This window comes from Bacteroides mediterraneensis (assembly GCF_900128455.1).
Taxonomy (GTDB): domain Bacteria; phylum Bacteroidota; class Bacteroidia; order Bacteroidales; family Bacteroidaceae; genus Phocaeicola; species Phocaeicola mediterraneensis.
This window is the reverse complement of record NZ_LT635783.1, coordinates 2,830,958-2,852,062: the sequence shown is the minus strand read 5'-3', so window position 1 is coordinate 2,852,062 and position 21,105 is coordinate 2,830,958. Positions and strand designations below refer to the sequence as shown.

At 41.5% G+C, this 21,105-nt stretch carries 22 protein-coding genes and 1 tRNA gene; 6 read left to right on the top strand and 17 right to left on the bottom strand.

Annotation, left to right across the window (positions count from 1 at the left end; translation table 11 throughout):
* The first annotated feature begins 2 nt into the window (after positions 1–2).
* From BQ7480_RS12210 to BQ7480_RS12185, 6 genes are all read left to right on the top strand, one after another.
* Positions 3–1,298, top strand: coding sequence for an L-cysteine desulfidase family protein (locus tag BQ7480_RS12210; RefSeq protein WP_072543086.1), 1,296 nt, complete (start codon positions 3–5; stop codon positions 1,296–1,298).
* A 10-nt stretch (positions 1,299–1,308) separates the two neighbouring features.
* The gene (locus BQ7480_RS12205) at positions 1,309–1,992 is read left to right on the top strand and encodes an AlbA family DNA-binding domain-containing protein (RefSeq protein WP_072543085.1); all 684 of its coding nucleotides are present in this window, start codon (positions 1,309–1,311) and stop codon (positions 1,990–1,992) included.
* A 58-nt stretch (positions 1,993–2,050) separates the two neighbouring features.
* Positions 2,051–2,680: a hypothetical protein gene (locus tag BQ7480_RS12200; RefSeq protein ID WP_022353345.1), complete on the top strand. Its 630-nt coding sequence runs from the start codon at positions 2,051–2,053 to the stop codon at positions 2,678–2,680.
* Entirely contained in the window at positions 2,677–3,273 is a 597-nt protein-coding gene (locus BQ7480_RS12195; protein WP_072543084.1) for a uracil-DNA glycosylase family protein, read from the top strand. Before BQ7480_RS12200 ends, BQ7480_RS12195 begins: the two co-directional genes overlap by 4 nt.
* Before the next feature lie 73 nt (positions 3,274–3,346).
* Positions 3,347–3,419: transfer RNA gene (locus BQ7480_RS12190), tRNA-Trp, on the top strand.
* Between the two features lie 252 nt (positions 3,420–3,671).
* Positions 3,672–4,715 carry a tyrosine-type recombinase/integrase gene (locus BQ7480_RS12185; protein ID WP_235816682.1) on the top strand — a complete coding sequence of 348 codons (1,044 nt, stop codon included), beginning with the start codon at positions 3,672–3,674 and terminating at the stop codon, positions 4,713–4,715.
* A gap of 49 nt (positions 4,716–4,764) precedes the next feature.
* On the opposite strand, the gene BQ7480_RS12180 is transcribed toward BQ7480_RS12185, so the two are convergent.
* From BQ7480_RS12180 to istB, 17 genes are all read right to left on the bottom strand, one after another.
* Positions 4,765–6,495, bottom strand: a complete 1,731-nt coding sequence (locus BQ7480_RS12180) for a hypothetical protein (protein ID WP_072543082.1) — start codon at positions 6,493–6,495, stop codon at positions 4,765–4,767.
* Positions 6,492–9,815, bottom strand: coding sequence for a phage tail tape measure protein (locus tag BQ7480_RS12175; protein WP_072543081.1), 3,324 nt, complete (start codon positions 9,813–9,815; stop codon positions 6,492–6,494). The genes BQ7480_RS12180 and BQ7480_RS12175 overlap by 4 nt, the downstream gene beginning before the upstream one ends.
* Positions 9,806–10,285: a hypothetical protein gene (locus BQ7480_RS17945; RefSeq protein ID WP_072543080.1), complete on the bottom strand. Its 480-nt coding sequence runs from the start codon at positions 10,283–10,285 to the stop codon at positions 9,806–9,808. The genes BQ7480_RS12175 and BQ7480_RS17945 overlap by 10 nt, the downstream gene beginning before the upstream one ends.
* Positions 10,282–10,695, bottom strand: a complete 414-nt coding sequence (locus BQ7480_RS12165; protein ID WP_072543079.1) for a structural protein P5 — start codon at positions 10,693–10,695, stop codon at positions 10,282–10,284. Before BQ7480_RS12165 ends, BQ7480_RS17945 begins: the two co-directional genes overlap by 4 nt.
* Positions 10,692–11,135, bottom strand: a complete 444-nt coding sequence (locus BQ7480_RS12160; RefSeq protein WP_072543078.1) for a phage holin family protein — start codon at positions 11,133–11,135, stop codon at positions 10,692–10,694. The genes BQ7480_RS12165 and BQ7480_RS12160 overlap by 4 nt, the downstream gene beginning before the upstream one ends.
* Positions 11,136–11,379: 244 nt before the next feature.
* Positions 11,380–11,730 (bottom strand): hypothetical protein, encoded by a 351-nt coding sequence (locus BQ7480_RS12155; RefSeq protein WP_072543077.1) that lies wholly within the window; start codon positions 11,728–11,730, stop codon positions 11,380–11,382.
* Positions 11,727–12,146 (bottom strand): hypothetical protein, encoded by a 420-nt coding sequence (locus BQ7480_RS12150; protein WP_072543076.1) that lies wholly within the window; start codon positions 12,144–12,146, stop codon positions 11,727–11,729. The genes BQ7480_RS12155 and BQ7480_RS12150 overlap by 4 nt, the downstream gene beginning before the upstream one ends.
* A gap of 152 nt (positions 12,147–12,298) precedes the next feature.
* On the bottom strand, positions 12,299–14,449 hold the full coding sequence (locus BQ7480_RS12145) for an SGNH/GDSL hydrolase family protein (protein WP_072543075.1): 2,151 nt from the start codon (positions 14,447–14,449) through the stop codon (positions 12,299–12,301).
* A 57-nt stretch (positions 14,450–14,506) separates the two neighbouring features.
* Entirely contained in the window at positions 14,507–15,058 is a 552-nt protein-coding gene (locus tag BQ7480_RS12140; RefSeq protein WP_072543074.1) for a hypothetical protein, read from the bottom strand.
* The gene (locus tag BQ7480_RS12135) at positions 15,051–15,554 is read right to left on the bottom strand and encodes a hypothetical protein (protein WP_072543073.1); all 504 of its coding nucleotides are present in this window, start codon (positions 15,552–15,554) and stop codon (positions 15,051–15,053) included. The genes BQ7480_RS12140 and BQ7480_RS12135 overlap by 8 nt, the downstream gene beginning before the upstream one ends.
* A complete protein-coding gene (locus tag BQ7480_RS12130; protein ID WP_072543072.1) occupies positions 15,541–16,347 on the bottom strand; it encodes a hypothetical protein in 807 nt (268 codons plus the stop codon). Before BQ7480_RS12130 ends, BQ7480_RS12135 begins: the two co-directional genes overlap by 14 nt.
* Positions 16,313–17,134 carry a DUF6712 family protein gene (locus BQ7480_RS12125; RefSeq protein WP_072532385.1) on the bottom strand — a complete coding sequence of 274 codons (822 nt, stop codon included), beginning with the start codon at positions 17,132–17,134 and terminating at the stop codon, positions 16,313–16,315. Before BQ7480_RS12125 ends, BQ7480_RS12130 begins: the two co-directional genes overlap by 35 nt.
* Before the next feature lie 11 nt (positions 17,135–17,145).
* The gene (locus BQ7480_RS12120) at positions 17,146–18,534 is read right to left on the bottom strand and encodes a hypothetical protein (protein WP_072543071.1); all 1,389 of its coding nucleotides are present in this window, start codon (positions 18,532–18,534) and stop codon (positions 17,146–17,148) included.
* Between the two features lies 1 nt (position 18,535).
* Positions 18,536–18,769, bottom strand: coding sequence for a hypothetical protein (locus BQ7480_RS17810; RefSeq protein ID WP_072543070.1), 234 nt, complete (start codon positions 18,767–18,769; stop codon positions 18,536–18,538).
* 5 nt (positions 18,770–18,774) lie between these two features.
* On the bottom strand, positions 18,775–19,815 hold the full coding sequence (locus BQ7480_RS12110; RefSeq protein WP_072543069.1) for a hypothetical protein: 1,041 nt from the start codon (positions 19,813–19,815) through the stop codon (positions 18,775–18,777).
* A gap of 98 nt (positions 19,816–19,913) precedes the next feature.
* A complete protein-coding gene (locus tag BQ7480_RS12105; protein ID WP_072529767.1) occupies positions 19,914–20,153 on the bottom strand; it encodes a hypothetical protein in 240 nt (79 codons plus the stop codon).
* A gap of 180 nt (positions 20,154–20,333) precedes the next feature.
* Complete coding sequence (gene istB / locus BQ7480_RS12100) at positions 20,334–21,089, bottom strand: IS21-like element helper ATPase IstB (RefSeq protein WP_072541496.1); 756 nt, start codon at positions 21,087–21,089, stop codon at positions 20,334–20,336.
* Positions 21,090–21,105 lie beyond the last annotated feature (16 nt).

Sequence of the window (21,105 nt, the reverse complement as noted above, 5' to 3'; positions counted from 1 at the left end):
TCATGATTTCACAGTCAGAAAGAGAACGTATTATCGCACTCATTCGACGGGAAGTCGTTCCGGCTATCGGTTGTACGGAACCTGTGGCCGTGGCTCTATGTGTGGCTAAGGCCACAGAAGTCTTGGGGTGCTGTCCGGAAACCATTACGGCACGGCTTAGTGCGAATATATTGAAAAATGCGATGGGAGTAGGAATCCCTGGTACGGGAATGATTGGCTTGCCCATTGCCATTGCGTTGGGAGCTTTGAAAGGAAAATCCGAATATGGGTTGGAAGTGTTGAAGGACATTACTCCCGAAAGTGTGGAAGAAGGCAAACGGATGATTGCCGGACAAGGGATAAAAATAGAACTCAAGGAAGATATTGAGGAGAAACTTTACATCGAAGTGACTTGTACTGCCGGGAAGGATACTGCTACGGCTATCATCAGTGGAGGGCATACGAATTTTGTATATGCAGAACGGAATGGTGATGTCTTGTTTGACCATAGAGAAAAGACTGGAGCTGAAGCTGATGTGGAAGAAGTCGATTTGAATTTGAAGAAGGTGTATGATTTTGCTACGACTGCTCCGTTGGATGAAATTCGTTTCATCCTTGAGGCAAAGCGTCTGAATCTGCAGGCAGCGGAACGTTCTTTCCAAGGGAACTATGGTCATGAGTTGGGTAAAATGTTGCGTAGCAGTCAGCAGGAACAGCATATCATGGGTAGCAATACGTTTACCCATATCCTTTCTTATACCTCTGCCGCATGCGATGCCCGAATGGCTGGTGCTATGATACCGGTGATGAGTAATTCCGGAAGTGGAAACCAAGGTATCGCAGCCACACTTCCTGTGGTAGTGTTCGCTCAAGAGAATCATAAATCAGAAGAGGAGCTGATTCGTGCTCTGATTTTGAGCCATCTTACAGCTATTTATATCAAGCAGAATTTAGGCCGTCTGTCCGCGTTGTGCGGTTGTGTGGTAGCTGCCACAGGCAGTAGTTGCGGAATCACTTATCTGATGGGAGGCGAGTATAAGCAGGTGGCTTATGCCGTGCAGAATATGATTGCCAATCTGACAGGTATGATTTGTGATGGAGCCAAGCCGAGTTGCGCATTAAAACTGACCAGCGGGGTCTCAACGGCAGTCTTTTCTGCGATTCTGGCGATGGAAGGAAAATGTGTGACTTCTGTGGAAGGCATCATTGAAGACAATGTGGATTTCAGTATCCGTAACCTGACCAAGATTGGTTCGGAGGGAATGAACGAAACCGATAAGCTGGTGTTGGACATTATGACTCACAAACATTGTGATTGAGTAACTGGGAATGAAACAAACTGCAGAAACAGACTACATACAACAGCTCATTTCGGAGGGTGAGCATGTACATCAGGATTTTAAATTTGCCATATCCGATGCGAGGAAAATAGCCAGAAGTTTGTCTGCTTTTGCAAATACCGAAGGAGGACGGTTATTGGTGGGAGTGAAGGATAACGGTAGGATTGCCGGGATTCGTTCGGAAGAAGAAATCTATATGATAGAAGCGGCTGCCACGATGTATTGTCGTCCTCCGGTAATCACGGAAAATCGTGTGTTCAGGGTGGAAGGAAAAGATGTGCTGGAAGTTGAAGTGAAAGAGTGTGCGTGCAAACCGGTTTTAGCCGTCGATGAAGAGGGTAAGTCCTGGGCGTATGTGCGTATTGCCGATGAGAACATTTTGGCATCACCTGTTCATCTTCGAATTTGGAACCATGAGAAAAAGGACGAAGTGGTAATGACCTATACCGACAGGGAAAAGCGTTTGCTGGAGGTATTGGGTAGCCAGGGGCTGCTTACATTGAATAGGTGTAGTCGCCTGACCCGTCTTTCTCGTCCGGAAGCATGTCAGTTGTTGGCCGATTTTATTCGTTTTGGACTTGTTGAGCAAGTTTTTCAGGAGCATACATTCTTTTACCGCCTAAAAGAAGATGCCGTGTGGGAAGATTCCCTGTTTCCGGAAGTAAGCCGGTGATTGCGTTGTCGGTTTTTTGTATTATCTTTGCATCCGTAGAATTTAATAAAAAGACATTATGAGTATATTTTCGAAACTTTTTGGTAAAAAAACTACCGATGGAGCTGACGAAACGGTACGTGTCGGTGGCATGGAAGATTTCATGACCTTAATCCGTGTGTATTATCAGGCAGTCATGGCGGCTCAGTTGGGTATTAGTAATATTCATTTCTTACCGGATTTGGCTGTATTTAAACGTACGTTGAAGGTACCAACTCAGAACAATAAGTTAGGGATTGCAGAGCGTGCACGTTGCCGTAAGATGTTGATGGATATTTATGGGTTGGAGGAATCTTTCTTTAAGGAAATAGATGGGTCTATTAAGCGTAACTGCCGCAATGTGAACGATATAAAGAATTATCTTTTCATGTTCCAAGGGTTCAGTCAGGATTTGATGATGGTGATTGGAAACCTGATGCAATGGAAGTTCCGCACACCTGGAGTTTTCAAGAAGTTGTTGCGTAACATGACGGAAAAAGCAGTACATGACATTCTGACCAAAGTGGATTGGAAAGATGATGGTGTACGTAAAACGTGTGGAAATATTCGTCAGTATCAGCATGCGCTCGGTTATTCGGAGGCATGGATGACGGAATACGTTTATAAGATTGTATTGCTGGCTAAAAAAGAACCGAAACCGAAGGCATGACAGTGAACGAGAATCTGCTTTCAGGAGTGGAATGTCATCCGCTGGAACCTTTTCTGCCGGAGAATGCGGTCTTGTTGATGTTAGGAAGCTTTCCTCCACAGAAGAAACGGTGGAGCATGGATTTCTTCTATCCGAATCTCCAGAATGATATGTGGCGTATTTTCGGGCTTATCTTTTTTGAGGATAAGGAGTATTTTCTCAGTCCGGAAAAAGTATTTGACAAGGCACGTATTGTAAGTTTTCTGCAAGAAAAGGGGATTGCCTTGTATGATACAGCTTCGTGTGTCCGCAGATTGCAAGACAATGCTTCTGATAAGTTTCTGGAAGTGGTTACTCCTACCGATATAGGCTTGCTTCTTCAGCAACTTCCTGCATGTCGGGCAGTAGTCACTACCGGGCAGAAAGCAACGGATGTATTGTGTGAGCAAATGGAGGCAAAAGAGCCGACGGTGGGAGGAGAGAGCACGTTTTATTTCAGGGATCGTAAATTATCTTTGTTTCGGATGCCTTCTTCCAGTCGTGCCTATCCATTGAAGTTGGAAAAAAAAGCAGAATATTATCGCCTTATGTTCAGCCGTTTATCTTTGTTGTGAGGAAAAGAAGGTAAAATATTTGGCAGAATCTCTTGCGGTTTCCAAAATTTGTACTACTTTTGCAACCGCAAACACGGGAATAGCTCAGTTGGTAGAGCATCGGTCTCCAAAACCGAGTGTCGGGAGTTCGAGCCTCTCTTCCCGTGCCGAGATAAAAAGCTGTAACTCAAAAAGTTGCAGCTTTTGTTCGTTTATCCCCAGGACGAAATCGGGACGCAAATTTTCTGAATGTCAAACCGTATTACGCTTTCGAATTCGAAAAACGTAATAAAAAAATGTACTCTTCAAAAAGAAAAAGTTCATCGGTTTTTTGTATAATTTCTTATACAGAACCCAAGCTCCACACAGGTAATAACTGGTATATTGATTTCTATTCTTATGACCCATTGGAGCAGAAAATGAAAAGAAAAAAGTATATGCTTAATGGCATCGCCAAAGTTTCAGACCGCCGTCGTCGAGCTAATGAAATCATCACCAATCTTAATGTCAAACTCCGTTCCGGATGGAACCCATGGGCGGATGTCGAGAATTCAAGGCAATACACCCCGTATGTAGATATTATCCAAAGGTATCATATATATCTGGAAAAACTGTATGCGGCTGGTACCATCAAAGAGAACACTCTGAAGGATTACGAGAAGCGCCTGCGAGTATTTGAAGAATACACGGCGAAGCACATCCCAGCAATCGTATATGCATATCAGATTGACCAGTCTTTTATATCTGACTTCTTAGATTATGTACTGCTCGACCGTGATTCATCAGCCAGAACCCGAAACAATTATCGTACCTGGCTGTCTTCACTTTGCAGCTGGATGATGGAAAAGCAGTACCTTATCAAGAATCCGGTAGAGAATATCCGCATGTTACAGGAAGAGGAAAAAAAACGGTCTGCCCTATCGTCTACCGATATACAAAAGCTGAAGAAATACCTCAAGAAAGAGAATCCGTACTTTTTGTTCTTGTGCCAGTTCGCTTATTATACCTTTATCCGTCCGGACGAAATAACCAACATCAAGCTGTCCGACATCTACTTGAAGGAACAAAAGGTATTCATCGCATCGAGCATCAGCAAGAACCGCAAAGACGGCATGGTCGGTTTGAATGACAAACTCATTAAAGCAATGCTTGATCTTGATGTTTTCAGCAACCCTGGAAATTATTATCTATTCGGTAAAGGTTTCAAGCCCTCAAAAAATAAAGTAACCACTAAAGTTTACAGAAATTACTTTAATAAGGTACGTGAAAAACTTCGATTCCCAGACAGTTATCAATTCTACTCCCTGAAAGATTCAGGAATACGTGACCTGGCCAATGCTGAAGGTATTGTCATTGCCCGTGACCAGGCGCGCCACGCGGATATCTCCACAACCAATAAGTATCTGAAGGGTAGCAATATGACGGTACATGAAGAGACCAAGCATTTTGAAGGAGAATTTTAGTAGAGTATCCGTTTCACAACGAATACCTACAAAAAATATGAAGAAAACTCTATTCAGAATCTGCAAGATAAAAAATGCCCTCTGCTATTTTATCCATACCTTTAGGCGTTATTTTATAGTGTACTTCTTTACAGTAGTATTTTTTATTGCGTATGACAAAAATCCTATTTAGGTCATATACTTTATTCGTCAAAAACTGAAAAGTATATTCGACTGAAGTATCTATCTCACGTTTATTCTTATAGACTCTATTAAACAAACCATTATCTCCATCCAGGGTAATTGTATAATCGGGCAAGGTAAGAATACTCTGATCACCGCCAAGCGTAGTCGGTTTTTGAATGAAATATCTATCATTCGAACCCATTGGCATTTTATCCCAATACTCACCTGGGTATTCATTAGGACCTCGATTTAATGCTTTTTGTATACCATAATAAATACCGACATACAGCCTGTCAGGGATATCTGTATTATTGCCAGAACTATTTATCAAATCATTAATGGCAGTGCTTTCAGGATCCACTCTTAACTTTTTTACAGCCGGACCAATCAGGTAGCGTCCACCTGTAGTACTATGTATTTCTATTTTTTCGACTTCAGCAGGTACAATCTGGAATGAACTTTTATCCCGTGAATCTAAATTACCCGCATCCTTGAATCGGTCAACGATTATCAGACCTTTTTTGGTTTCTCCAGAAACAGAATAATCGGTAACAACATAATCAAGCCCATAGTCTTCTGAATGTAAGATATAGGGGCCGGAATAATACTGATCATACTTGGTTTTAAAATCATCCCACTCAGGACTGGAAACAGTAGAACAATTCTCTCTTACACCCTCTTTCAATTTCAGGTAATTGTAATATTCATCACTGGGTAAATCATAAGATACATAAGTATATGCAAACGCATAATTCGTATCCACGTCGTATGTCTTTTCGGTACTGTCATCAACAACATCGTCTAAATAAACAATATCCTGATTTTCAAAATATTTATTTAAACTGATTATATTGAATTTTTTATCTATCTTATCTATAACAATGATACAGTCAAGGTATAATTCAATCTGCTCAATAAACTCATTTATCGTCCAGTCAGGCAGCAGCTCTTGTAGTACTGAATCCTTATATGGATTAACGATAAATAATCTGCTCCATACAGGATCATCCTCCAGCTCATTTATTCCCTTTGTGAATCCTAACTTCGTTATCAAATTCTCTATCACATACAACAGATAATACTGAGGAGATATGTTTTCTACATCTGTGAAGGATATATCTTCGCCCACCTCTACGTTGTTTAATATCGAAAAACTTCCGTCCGATTCAGTGTAATTAACCACCGGCGGATATACGACGTTGTTTTCCGGAAATTTACCGAATAACGTATCAATAGCCTGCTGCGAAGTCATTGAAATCCCATCAAGAACCATACTTCGTATATCCGTATCACCCCCTTCGTAATTCAACTGGGAATTACCAGCTACGATCTGAATTTTAGCGGTATAATTTTCAATCGAAAGAACAACCTCCACACCTGATATTATTTCAAGGGCTCCTGACATTAATGTCGCCTTACGGTTCTTTAGTCCTTTTGTGACATCAGACCTGTTGATATTCTGATAGATTCTCCGATTACCAGGATCTCTCAAATCGATATCTATATCATAAGTATATTCTCCATTGCGGGTGAAATACGGATTCTCTGTTATCAATTCGAGTTCAAAATTTTCAGAAAGTACAACCTCCTGACCGTCGATGAATAATCTGGTCATAATTTAATCCTCCTTGATACATTGTTTTTCATACGAGCCACCAAGTCTTGAGCTTCGTTTACTCCCATCTTGCCAGTAGCCCGAGTATATGTATAGATCGGTTCATCCAATCTCTTATTAAGTGAATCAATAACCTTTACCGCCTTCAGCATAATAACAGACATTCCGTTATCAGCAGGTACACTTTGCTGATAGTAGGTATTGTTTGTTGTTGATGCAACACCTGATAAAACCGCAGAAACATCTTTTGCAGTCAGGCTACCGATGGTATTGTTCCGTTGCGCCTGATCAATTAAGTCCAGAACCGGACGAACAGCCGGATTCTGCACGGCATAACGGTTAGCGACAAATTCACCAGCATGGACTATACCTTTGGGCTCATCATGTCTTCCGGTACCGGTATAACCACCCGTTTCAAATCCACTGATTATAGCCTTTGCACTCTGAAATGCAGCTGTTATCAATGCTATTTCAGCAGCAGCTTTAACAATCCCGACCAGTCCCAAAGTAGCTATATTCTTCATTTGTGTTTCAGCAATATAAGCTATCATCATCTTCTGAAGACTATCCAGTATGATTTTTAGAGTTTCCTTCATAAAGTCGCCCAAAGAAGTTTCTGAATCTGTCAACATTTCCGCAAACGCTTCACCAAATTGTTGTCCGATGTTTTGCGCAAATGAAAGCTGCTCTCTTACCTTACGCTGATTTTCTTCATAATTTTTACGAGATTTTTCAAGACTCTCTTTCTGTTTTTTGTCAATAATCTCAGCTTTCTTTTCTTCGGAAATTTCGGAAGAAGAAAGTACCTGATCATAATATTCATTCTGAATGTCCATCAGTTGCTGACGATATTCCTGCTCGGATGACAAACCGTCATAATGTTTTTGCGTAGCTTTCTCTATCTCCAACTGGTATTGCTTCTCCAGCCTTGTGAACGCTTCTTCGGATGATTTTTTAGCATCTTCTTCATCCAATTTCTCACACTCTTCTTTGTACTTAATTCGTGCTTCGAGGATCTTCTGCTCGATCTGTTGCCGTTTCTCTGGTTCCAGTCCGGCAATGGCCAGCATGTTCTCGAGGTGACGCATCTCCAGATCTTCCATAAACTGACTATATTCCTGCTGTGTCATCTCGTCGCTGGCGAGGTACGACTTCTTCAGGTCTGCCAGTTCATCGTAGTACCGTTTATTCTCTGCCGTTACCTGAGGATTTTCTTTTGTCGCAGGAGAACTATTGCTTCCGCCTTCAGTTGGATTTGGGTCTGAATCCACAACCGGAGTTACTATATCAGGAATTTTATCAATGATATTTTGAAGTTCTGTCCTTTGTTTAGCCAAAGCTTCAATCGCTTGTCTTTGCGCTTTGAATTTACCATCAAGTCCCTTCAGCAGAACTTTTCTAGTAGTTTCATTTATATCGTCACGCTCCTGAATACGTTTTTTTTCTTTTTCAAACTGTTCGTTGTAAGCAATCTCTTCTTTTGTAAGTTTATCCTCTATAATAGCCAACTCCTCTTGAGCGTCCGTTTTAAGATTCTGTTTCTGACGATCATTCAGTTTGCTTAAATTATCAGCACGCTTATTTATATCAACAAACGAATCTGAAATTTTAGTCATTTTCTCCAATTCTTCATTGTATGACTTCTGCTCGTCTTTGGCTTTCCGAGTATTCGGAATCACGTAAGTCATCAGAGCCGTTGCAATAGCCGTCAAACCAGCTACAGCTAACCCAAAAGGATTTGCCTTTAGTACCGTATTGAAACCTCGTGTTGCTACTGTTGCCAATTTTGTCCAGGTTTCGTACAGCTTGGTAGCTATTGTGGATGCGTTTACCGTAACTGTATATGCAGTTATAGCAGCAGTTGATGTAATGATAATTCCTTTGTACTTTATAAACCAATCTATCAGTTTTGGAAGAGCCACGATGATCTTTGTTGTCCATCCGGTCAGGAGTGATAACGATGGATTAAGCCGCTCCATCAGCTCGATACCTGCCTCCTTGATACTATTACGGTACTGCGCCATCTTAGCTTCGTTGGTATCAGAGTTGATAGCTGCCTGTTCCATAGCGATATTGGTATCCGTCACGGCTTCGGTATATTGACGCACCTTATCTGCATTATCTATCAAGATGGTAGCGGCAGAGTAGGCTTCTTCGCCGAACATAGTCTGGATCTGTGCAGCTGACAATGACTTTTTATTCAGATTCTCGAGCGCAGTCTGTAAACCAACCACTTTCGGATTCGTTTCATCCGGTCCAGTCTGTAATACCAGGAAGAACTTACGAAGTGCGGTACCTGCCGGCTCTGCCTCCAGCCCTTTCTCCGCCAGCATCTGGATTGTACCTTGAAGCTGTTCAATACTTACTCCAGCTCCGGAGGCAGCCACACCTGCATTCTTGATTGCGGCAGCCTGGGCCGATACATCAGCTGCACCCTCTTTAGAACCGGCAGCCAGTACGTTCACGTAACGCGCCGCCTGATCAGCAGATTCGCCATACATATTCAGAGAAACGGTAGTAGCCGTTACAGCATCCTTCAAGTCGATTTTTGCAGCCGCCGCCAGACGCATGGCTTCGATAGTAACGGCGTTTAGGGCTTCTTTATCTTTTAGCAGTTCCGGCTTCTTAGAGCCGACCAACATATATGCCTGAAGAATCTCGTCGGATGACTGACGGATACGTAAGCCAGATTCATCCATGGTAGTAGACAGTTTCTCTGCCTGTTCGGTAAGCCACTGAATAGATGAATCATCCAATCCAGTCAAGGCTTTTAGCTCAGCCTGAGAGGATTCCTTGGAGTCACGGTTATTACGAAGGGTGTTCAATGCCATGGAAACTCCGGTGAGTGTAGCAGCACCAGTCGCCAGTAAACCTCCCCACTTCGTCAGCCCGTTATTGAAACGAGAAATCCAGCTCTCGGTTTCCTGCACCTCCGTCTTGATCTTCTGGAGTTCGGCCGTCACCAGTTTAGCCTGCTGCTGATAGTATTTCCATTCCGCAGATCCTCGCTTGATGTGACCACTGTTTAGTTGTCGATTAATGGCCGTCAGAGTAGCACGAAGTTCTTTCGGCGTCGCTTTATCAAGGTTGTTCATCACCTCAGTAAGCGCCGTAGTATCTTTTTTCAACGTCTTAATCTGCGCTTCAGTCTTACGAAGCTCGGATGTAACCTGTTTAATCTTAGACGTATCACCAGCTTCGTAAGCATCAGCCAGTTCTTTTTTTAATCCGGATGCTATCGCCTCCAGATTCTTGAGTTCCTGCTTGGCTTCCTCGCCATTTACCCGGACCTCTACGGTCGCTATCTGGTCTATTGCCATATTATGCTTTTTAAGATTGAACGAACTTTGAAAAATGCAAACAACACAATGAGAATCAGCCCTACAACGGTGAACGCCACACAGAATTTTTGCCATGACGTAAGCTCTTTCTCCACCTCTACCATTTGCACAGTCTTTTGGATAATTGTACTGTCTTTGCCTGGTATGAATACTGTATCTGAAGGAACCTTAAAGTCCGCCATCAGATTACCCATAGAATCCAATTTGAACCAGAGGCGTGCGTTTTCCGACTGTACCATATCCAACCAGGAAAGCACAACCCTACCATTTGAATCACACTCCAACAAAGCCCGGATGGATGCGGAATCCGCAGGCTTGAATACCGGTATCAGCTTATCATGTACGATGATCTGCGTGTGATTGTCGGAAGTAAGGTGTTTCCCTGTCTTGCAACCGAGAAACACCGAACAAAAAACAATTGTAAAGAATGTAAGAATAAATGATCTCATAATAAATTCCAGCCTGATTCAACATCCGACATTACGGCAGGAACACCGTTCTCTACCTGGGATATAGCAGCTGCAAAAGCGCACATGGTTGCCTTATCCTCTACATCCGGAACGTAGATAGTCGGTACCTGCATTTCCTTGCATACGCGAGAAATGTATCCGGATGTGTTGTTTTCGGTTCTGGGTGCCCAACGGCTGATGAAGTCTGCAATCGTCTGACATCCGTACTTACGACGGTAGTTCTGCAGCAGCTTGATCAAAGCCCGATAACCATGTGACATGTCTTCGAATTCTTCGAAGGTGTTGTCTTGTTTCTTAGATGCAGGAACTTCACCCTGCCAGTCGGTAGCATCTGAATTGCGGATATTGCCTGGATTGTTATTCCGTAGGCCTCGTGGTAACTGTTTCATCTTTTCACGCCCTCCTTAATCGTTTTGATAATCTTTTGAGCTTCATCCGGTGTAGCACATTCCATGATGCGAACGGCCATATCTGCAACTTCGGCTGCATGACTCTTTTTCTTTCGAAGATTTTCAATGATGGATAAACCTTCTACAATCATCACGCCAAGAGTCCCAATGATTGCTCCATAGGGTAGATTATACCAAGGGAAACACAATCCCAGTATATCAATCATAATGAAGAACAACAATAACCTGAAGTAATCGACAATTTTAGTACCGGTCTTACGCAGTGGCCGACTACAGATTTTTTCTTTGTTAGCCCGGGCTGCATCGATCCCTGTCCATAAATCCAGCAAACAAACGCTGCAAATCAGTACTAAGCAAATAAAGATGATCATCACGCCTGAGCGGATGTCTTGTGTGATAAATTCTACATATTTTTCCATGTTTATTTTGTGTTTTTCTCAAAAGTATAGTGCCATAAGGTAGCATAAAAAGACAAAGTCTTGCAAGATATCTTGCAAGACTCAAGTATCAATCAATAAAATTTATTTTTACTTATTCTAAACTTACCAAGCTAGAGAGATCTAATTGGCTTATTTAAAATAAAAGAAGCCAACATCTTTTTTTTATAAAAGTGTTGGCTTTTTATATTGATGAAATTTAAAATATTCCTTTTCTAATATTTATTTACTTACTTTCTCCTGAGTTCTTTGTTTTTACCCGCTCCCATTTAGGAACATAAGTAGAATCTTTTATTGTATTAAACCACACAAAAGGTTGATCTTGGATTTCATTACTAGGGAATAATCCTGCAACATCATTAATAGATACTTCTAATATAGTAATAAAGGAAACTCCATAAGACTCTATTGCGTTAGTCAATACCTCATTTGTTGATACAGTATCCGGGGTTGCTAAAATCCAATTTAAAGCTGTGTATCTCCACCATTCCCAGTTATTTTTTTTTACCAAATCAGAAAATTTCTGATCACATTCAACTGATTTTATATCGCTTAAAATAACTATATATATTCTCATTTAGTTTCCTCCTTGTGTGTTTTAGAATTGCCATTAGAACTAAAAAATATATATCCTGAATCGCTCTTTACTCCTCGAACAAATACTTTCTGCTTTTCGCTTAATGGTTTCTCTTTTACGCTATTCCCAGATGAAGAAATATTTTGCTCCATTGCTTTCATCTGTAGATTATACCTCTCAGATCTTAATAAGTCTGGCTTTTTTATTATACAATAAATAAAAACGCCAATGAAAACCAATGCAAATACAACAACTATTATAAGAGCTATAAAAGCTAATAATAAAGCGTCAACGTAACAATAATATATAGAACATGCTAATATAACAGCAACAATACTAATTATAGGTCTCAATACATTAGATTTATATCCTTGTGATGTAGCCCGATCTATTAAAATGCTTAACCAATTATTCATAACTCTTATTTTTGAGCAAATGTAATCATATATTTTTTTCATGGCAAGTTAATTCATATTGATTCTTTGAAACATCGTATAGAATAAGTTGTTTATTGAGAATAAATTTAAGGAATGATGAGTTCACTAAACTTACCGAGTTATTCTACTATTTATTCTATTATATCATTATTACCATAAGGTGTTTGTCCAATACTTAGTACAACATTATTATCAGCATTGTTGTTAATAACATTAGATATTGCAGTTTGATATATCTCAGCCATCATAGCATACCCAGCAGGTACATAATGCCATTCGTAAAAAAACTTATTAAGGGTTTTAATACCATCTCCTTTATCTTCTCCTGCTATATAGTCTTTTATTATCTCATTATATTCAGTCATTTCTACTAAGAATGTATGAGAAGATATGTGAGTATCTTTTACTATATTTCTTATAGCCTCATTTGTTTCTAAACGCGTATCAACGTGAGGATAAGGAATTGTAAGGCAAAATATAATAGCCTCAGGCGCAATTTCTCTAATAAGTTGAATAATACGAGCGTATTGGCCATAAAATGTTAAAGCATTTTCATCTTTGTTATCCCAATTAATATCATCAATAGTACCAATACCTCCAGTATCTAAATTTGTTCCCATTCCAATTATATATGCTTGACAAAGATTATCAGGATTAGAAATCAATTCAGGACATTTATTACTTGTATCAGTAAACCATGTTGTTGCTGTTGCACCTGAGAAACCAAAATTTAAACATTTTTGACCATTTTTTCTTGCTAGTATTTGCCCCCAAGAAAAATGTATATTTCTATTTTTCTTTTCACCATTAATAGGATTAGTCATATAACCTACAGTAAGACTATCACCAATAACACCAAATTTGTATATACTTAAAAAAGATTCTTTAGTAATATTGATTATTCCTTTAGATATATCAGATATACTTTGTTTATTATTTTCAACATCTTCAATAATACCTGCTTGTTTAGAAGTCAATTCTACTCTATCTAAAGGATTAAAAGTAACACTGATATATCCATCTTCGGGCATAGTATATGATGTATTAACGTCAATAGGAGTGTCAAGACCTAAAGCATCCTTTCTAAGTAATTCTTTTCCTTCATTATTAATAATAATATAATAACTATTTCCTACTGCTAAGAAAAAATCTACATTTTGAACATACTTAAAAACATCTCCTTTTTTTGCTTTAACTTTATAATAAGCATTCCAAGAGCTGTTTATTTCTCCGGGCGCAGTGTTGTTATTTTTAATAGGCGGAGTAATTGTAGATAGCAAAAATTTGTTCTGTGTATTGCGCAATTCATCTATATTTGATTCTAATTTAGCAAATTTATCTTTATTATCTTGTGATAATTCAGCTATATTTTTATCGTTTTTCTCTTGATTTGCATAAATTTTATCTAATATATCACCGTAACTAGTAAGTGTAAAATTAATTTCATCATCACCAGCCCCTTTAAAAACACGCAATGCCTTGTATTCTTTTTCTAAAACAACTTTAATTGATTGACCTACTCGTAAGCCTCTAAATAAAGCATCATATTCAGTTCCACTTTCATCTATTAAGCCAAATATGTTAATATCATTTGTTCCATTATATTTATTTAAAGTTATTGTAAATACATCACCAATTTTTACAGGGCTAATATCTACTTTCCAATCCGTTGTAGTGTATTTTTTTGATTGTTCACTAATTTTTGTATTTATTTCTTCAATACCTTCAAGTACGCCAGCTTCTTTTGTTAATAATTCGACTATATCATTTTTAGTAAAAGTAACACTGATATATCCATCTTCGGGCATAGTATATTCTACATTAGCATTAACAGGAATATCAATACCCGAAGCATCTTTACGAAGTAATTCATCTCCATTTTCATTTATTATTATATAATAACTGTTTCCAATAGCAAGATAAAAATTGGCTAATTGTTTATACTTAAAAACATCTCCTTTTTTTGCTTTAACTTTATAATAAGCAGGAAAAGAACTATTTATTTCTCCTATTATAGTATTATTACTTTTTATAGGTGGTGTAATCGTAGATAACAAGAATTTATTCTGTATACGTTGTGAATTTTCTAGCTCGGTAAGTTTTTCATCCCGCTCTTTCAGCTCTTCATCAGTCGCTGTTTTGTCATAATAGTCTTGTTCGAGCTTGTCAAGATGCTCGAGCATTTGTGTACCGATACGTGTAGCAGTATTCTGTTTGTTGGTTTTCTCATCACGAATCTGTATTGCCAGTTGTTTTAGTTCTTCGAATGTTTTTGTTGCCATAATCTTGAGTTTTTTACGAAGTAAACTTACCGAGTTATACTACAAAAAGACATAAGTTTATTTACGTTTGCGAGTCCCATACAAACGTGATTTGAGTGTTGTGCTGCGCTTATGGTTAGCTTCTTCGATTTTATCGACCAGCAAACCGCAAAACTCTTCTCCGTACATGTACGCCATCTGTTCTTTCAGCACCATGATCGACGCAAAGTAAGGACGTGAGAACCATTCACGAGGTTTACGGGGATTGCCAGATGTATAATATCCACCAGGCTTAGGACCTACTTTTCGAGGGACGTTAAGTCCGTGTTCCTCTCTATATATAGGATTTAAAATCTGCAAGTCACCGCCATTACCCTTAGTATACCCTTTGCCGACACCCATGTCCTGGTAGATACCGTACTCAAGAAACTTGTGCTGGATAGTAGATACAGAGTCGGTGGATGATATCACGTTATCCCGAATTTGCTGATGCAATGAGTAGGTATTTATGACGTGCAGTCGTTCGATTTTCTCACGCCAGATTGTCACCATCATTTCCGCCCAGGCTTCCTGATATTTCTTACGATCTTCGTCAGTTGCTGCCGGTCTGTTATTGTCTGTCTTAGCCATCCCATTCGTCCTCCTTATAACACAGATCAGTCGGTTCAGTCAGTTCGGCCATGAAGTACAAGCCGGTACAGCCGGATATGAAATACTCACCCAGTTCACGGGTGTAGATTCTGGATACATTCAGGAAAGATAAGTCCAGATCTTCGTATATGTATTTATCACGGATCATACGAGAATGGAATTGTCGGAAGAGTTGCCGACAGATATCCAGCTTTGCCGCACGATCAGTCATGTCATCGTAGCGGTAACGGATTAGAAGAAACACCGTGAAGGTACGCTTCTTGAACCATCCTCCCCCGATCTGTTCGGTGGCTGCATCGTTGGTATCGTCGATGCAGACGAAAGCGGACTGTTTCCGGAAATTGTCAAGCACATCCTGGAGTGAATTGATACCGCTACAGGAACATGGGAAAAAGGCGTTGGCCTTGGCCAGCTTGTTTTTCTCGGTCAGCTCCTTGAAATAGGTGTGCCCGTCGAAGAATTTACTTGTGTCCATTTTGTCTTGATTTTAGGATTTGAATATCGTGTGCTTTGGCGTCCAGTTCTGTCAAGGCCCGCCAGCAATCCATCTGCAAAACTTCCTTTTCTTTCGTTACATCGCCACCTGTCAGTGCCCGGATTTGGGCGTTCATCGCACCCATCAGGTCGGGTAGTTCAGGCTGATCAGCGTCGGCCGAACGGTGAAACGGCTGAAAGAAATGCGGAAACAGAGAAGTGAAGTACAGCTTAATACTACCCCACCAAAGGAACACGGAAACCAATTCGTATTCTTTGATCCGGGAAAAGGCTGCCTGCAACGAACCTTTTATGCCCGGCTTTTTCTTATAGAGATAACTATACAGGGATTTAAGCTGGGAAACGTTCTGCGAATACAGGTAGCCCTGATAGTAGTTCTCACAACAAAGGTAATCTTCGAAGCTCAGGCCGTGCAACATCGCATCGATGGCACACCGACCGCCGATCTTGTCCAGTCTGACGGGATAAGCATTGGGTTCGGAAATAAAATCAATCTGCCGGAGAAAGCTGCGAATCTGCCAGTCCTGAAGAATGAATCTCAATTTCTTGTGCCAGTTCAAACGGAAAGTACACAGCCAGCCTTCTTTAATCCTCCTGCGAACACGTATTCCAGTAAATCGCATAAAGACATAGGTCTTTGCCTTGGCCGGAGGAAACAGCGTGATGACCAGGAACACATATCGAAGCTGTTCCTGGTTGAGTTCCTTCCAGGAAGTGGGAAAACGAAAATTGAGGATTCTACCCCCAAAAGTATACGGAATCTTCTTTTTCATTCTGGTAAGTCTGGAAATGTTTGACTTTGTATGCCTCGGAGTCCTTATAACTTGTGAATACCTCTACCTTGGATTCCGCATAATTCTCGATACGTTCCAGCATGCTCTTTGCAGCCGGCCAGTGTCCCATGATACAAAATCCGATAAACTTGCACATATAGTCTGCCATGGCGGTTTCTTCTTTTGTGAAAGCGTTATGCCGAGCCTGTTCGAGGATATGATCGAAAAACTCTGACGACACATGCTGCCGGATCTTTTCTTCCGCCTGATACATTCTCGTGCGAAACTCATTCAGCTTGGAACGATGTACGTCTGAAGAAGGAAATTCAACATACATCTTCAGCTGTCGGGCGGTATATATCAGGTTGGGGATATTGATACGGGCCTGTGCTGTGTCTGCCCAGTCGGTACCGACCAGCAGCTCCAAACACCGATCGTAGGTATCTTCGGCTGCATTGGTAACTTGCTGCAACAGGTTCTTGACTCTGTCGGCCGAAGCCGGAGCCAGATTCTGATTAGACACCACACCGAAACCGGTCGGAGTCAATACCAGATCGAGCTGCGGAATCTGCTCCTGATAGGTACGCAGACAAACCAGCTTTGTGACCGCCTGCTCGAGTCCAGGAACCGTATCTAATTTATCTGCCATGTCACCCAGCAACACATGATTAATGCTCTGAAGGGTATCGTCCAGGTGAGGAGCAATCATATCGTATACCTCTGCCGTGGAATTGGTGGCAGAGGAACATATCTTCTCGAAAATCTCTTGTGAAAATGTAATAGCCATATTGATTCGTTTTAAGATTTGCTTTCAAGATCCGAAGCTGTCTTCTGTTTGGCATCGGTGTTCTGGTCGAGTGTAGTGAGTAGCACCATGGGAACATCCGGATAGACCTTCTCGCTCCAGCCATTGTACTCGATGACGATGTTATGCGGAATGTTCATCAGATCATGAAAAGGTATCTCCAGTGCCTGCTTGAGCGTGAACAGCTCGCGCTTGTCTGAACCGGAGTTGTTGCTCTGCCCTTTACCCGGAGTGGCACCTACCAGATTAGGATGAATGTTGTCGCCATAGCAGGTGATGTTACTGGCTTCCTGAATATCTTCGCTCCAGTCACCACCCTCCTTGCCGGTTTCAATCACGTTGATGCGAACCATACGGACTTCACGGCCGTTCGGATCGATGTAGTAACCGGTGATCCAAACCTTACCGCTGTTCTCAATGCCGGAAACGAAGTTCTTGATGTTTTCTTTTTCTTTCTTGATGCGCTCCATCTTTTTCAGCGGTTCGGTGATATGATCTTCTTCACAGATGTTTCGCCAGTAATCCTTGTGAACCTCGACCTGATATTTTACGCTGGCATGGTTGCGGAGCTTAGCCTTCTTGCCTTTCCCGATCAGTCGCTTGATATCGTACCAGTCGCCCCGGAAGATGCTGGTGTAATAAGGAATTGGATAATACTGGAACCCCGGCGTCGGGAAGCGTACCAGAATAGCAAATTTCCGTTCGCCGGTACGAATCCTTGTTTCGCCATCGCGCCCAGGTTCACGCCCCATGAGTACCATCAGATCACCCATCGGGTCGCGCGGATCAAGCAAACGAATGACTTCGTAATCCTCCGGACGGAGTGAAACATTATCACGGAAATTGGCATAAATCACATGATTGATTTTGCCATTTCTCGCCTTTTCAAAACGGCAATAGCAGGCTTCTTTATGCACCAGACGGTTAATTCGCTTGCCATCCTGAGAAAGAATAATGACCGACACACAAAAGAAAAAGTATTTCATGTCTGTTGCCTGCTCGAGCTGGAACAACGGCAAGCTGTTGCGAACCAGCCAGCGTTTGATTTCGGGATGGGTTGTCGGCTGTTTGGTATCAACGTCCATATACTTCAGTCCGGCACCATAACAAGTAATGACATTGAACAGCTTGTTCTGGCTCATCACTTCATCAACACCAATCATCTTGATAATATTAAAAGGGAGCTGATTGTCTTCACCGAAATTTACATATACCATGCCTTTCCGATTCGGAACAGGTGTCGTTCTGATATTCGCGTCTTCGTCAAAAACCAAGCTGCTGTCCTCAACGGATGCCATTTCGGCGGCTACATTGGAAACCTCGATGTTGAATATCTCACCAGGAATGAAGTTGTCGTCGTATTGTGAAATTGTTTTGTCCATATTAGAGATAAATTGTCATGTTGTTTATTTCGAAAAGAGATATATCGCGGAAAGCCCGGATCAAGCCGGATGCCGGAAGACGAACACGATGGACACCCCGGCGCCAATGTGAGCCGACACACACTGCACCACGGTATTCCAGAATGTCGCCTGTACTGAGTTTCCATAACTTCAGGTTACAAGGCTGCCCCGACTCGAGCAACCTCAATGCGTCTTTGATATGTATTACGTTCATAGGCTTTAATTGTAAGTATCATCGAAAGAATCATCGAACACTTCCGGGAGCAAATGAATCCGCTGCTGACAGCGAGAAGCCAAGATGTATGTAACGGTAAATGAAAACAAGCCATCGTCTTCATCGCTCCGGCTGGTATCACTTTCTATAATGGTTATCGGGATATCTCCGGAATCGTCCATCAACCAGGCTTCCGTAGTTCTCGCCAAATCATCTGCCAAAGCAAACATAGATTCTGGAATATATCCTGTATTGAGCGTGTGCTTACGCTGCTCGTCTACGTAATAGGTCTTGTACTGACCGGCAAAGTATGACGCACTCCGGGTAAGCTCCGGTTCTACCGTATCGCCACCGATAAAGTAGAAAGTTTCTACCAATCCAAATGAGTTACGGAACTTCAGACCAATGGCCTCCGGTTCTGACTGATCCACATGGAAAACCTGTTTCCGAGAAGCAGCTATTACAGCGTAACGTAACAAATGATATCCTGACAAGTTAAATCTCGAAGGAGATACGTCGACCGAATAAATACCGTATTTAGTTACAAGACTTAACGGAACAATTCTCTTTAATAGCCGATTGTCATCATTTACAAATACACATTCAGCCGTAACTCCAGTAGTTGCCTCTTCCTCAGTCAATAGCCCATTGACGAAGTACAGAGTCTCTGTCCGGCCAAAGGAAGTAACTTTGTCACGTCCCGCCAGTGTAGTAAGAAAATAGCCATTCACAAAATCTTCCGCGGAACAAGGAACAACAGAACGACACAACAAGACTGTGAAGGTTTTAGAAATGGAAGTTTCTCCGGAAGCGGAAACCGTATAACTAAACTGAAGAAACGGTGACGCAATCAGATAAGGTTCCATCAGGGAGAACATATCGAGTATCCGTATCTGATTGCTTGCATCCGGCGTATAATTTTCCTGCAATATGATGGTATCGCCTTGCTTCAGGACAAAATCCACCTGTTTGTCTGCACTGATCGTAAAATTGTCCAGCTGGGAAGACAGCACAAAATCGGGTATATCTTGAGGAATAGTGAGCATACATCTTTGTTTTTCTCAAAGATACCCAGCCCCGGAAATGGGTAAAAAGACAAAAGGTGCAGCATCATTACGACACCACACCTTTTTTATACATACAGCTACTTGCGCAACATGATCCACGCCGGACGGCCATCGGGGGAAATGGTTAGTTCATAGCCCAAATCCACCATCGCCCTAGCGATATCGTTAATGCTGATCTCTGCCATATCAGACAGTTCATCCTGGATCTGCTGTGAAGTTTTATAGATTACATCATCTGTTACTTTATCGGCAGGAAGATATTCCTGAAAGTAACGATAAAGAATATATTTGTCGAATTCTACTTTTTTATTTGCCATGATCTGCCTCCTTTCTATCGTTCAATGCGGTTTGAATCAATTCACTGAGCTGCTCCATCTCCGGACGTGTACAGCATAATTTATCACTTCCATACATGTGCTGAAAACGGTTGATATCCGTTCACCCAAAACGGGGATATCCGTTCACTTTTCATACTCTTTACCTATGGCGATGCAAATTTATTGATTTTCGTCTGTAACGTTGCAGTTTTGATGTCTTTTTTGACGTAAACTGCTGCCTTGTAGCTCGAAGCGCACACTTGTGTGTACCAGCCTGTCTAATATTGCATCAGCTGCAGTCGTGTTGCCTTTCATCACATCGTACCAGTTAGCAACCGGCAGTTGTGATATGATAATCGTAGCTTTTTGTCCATGGCGGTCTTCTATAATCTCCATAAAGTCAAGCAACTGTTGTCCGTCAAGAACTTTCATTCCGAAGTCGTCCAGTATAAGCAGGTCAGTCTGTGCCAGCTTGGCGAAGAAACGATGCAGAGTACTGGATATGCGGGCAAGGCTTATTTCCTCGAAGAGCCTGTACAGGTTATAATAAGCAACTTTATATCCGTTCATGCAGGCCTGATGACCAAACGCTGTACCCAACCAGCTTTTACCTGTACCGGAAGCTCCCGTAATAAGTATGGACACCCCGTTTTTCACATAGTCACAAGTGGCAAGATTAAGCACTTTCTGCTTGTCCACGCCACGCTTGCAGTCATAGATAACTTCACTTATGGAAGCCTGATAACGGAAGTGTGCTTTTTTTATCAGACGGGCATTCCGGCTTTGATTCCGGTTATCCAGTTCAGCCTGTATAAGCAGTTGCAGACCGTCTTTCAAGGAGAGCGACTCTGCCTGTCGCGTCTCCTGCATGGTAGCCCAGTAATGGGCCATTCCGGGCATCTTAAGGTTTCTTAGAGCATTGATAATTTCATCCATCGTTATTTGTTTTGAG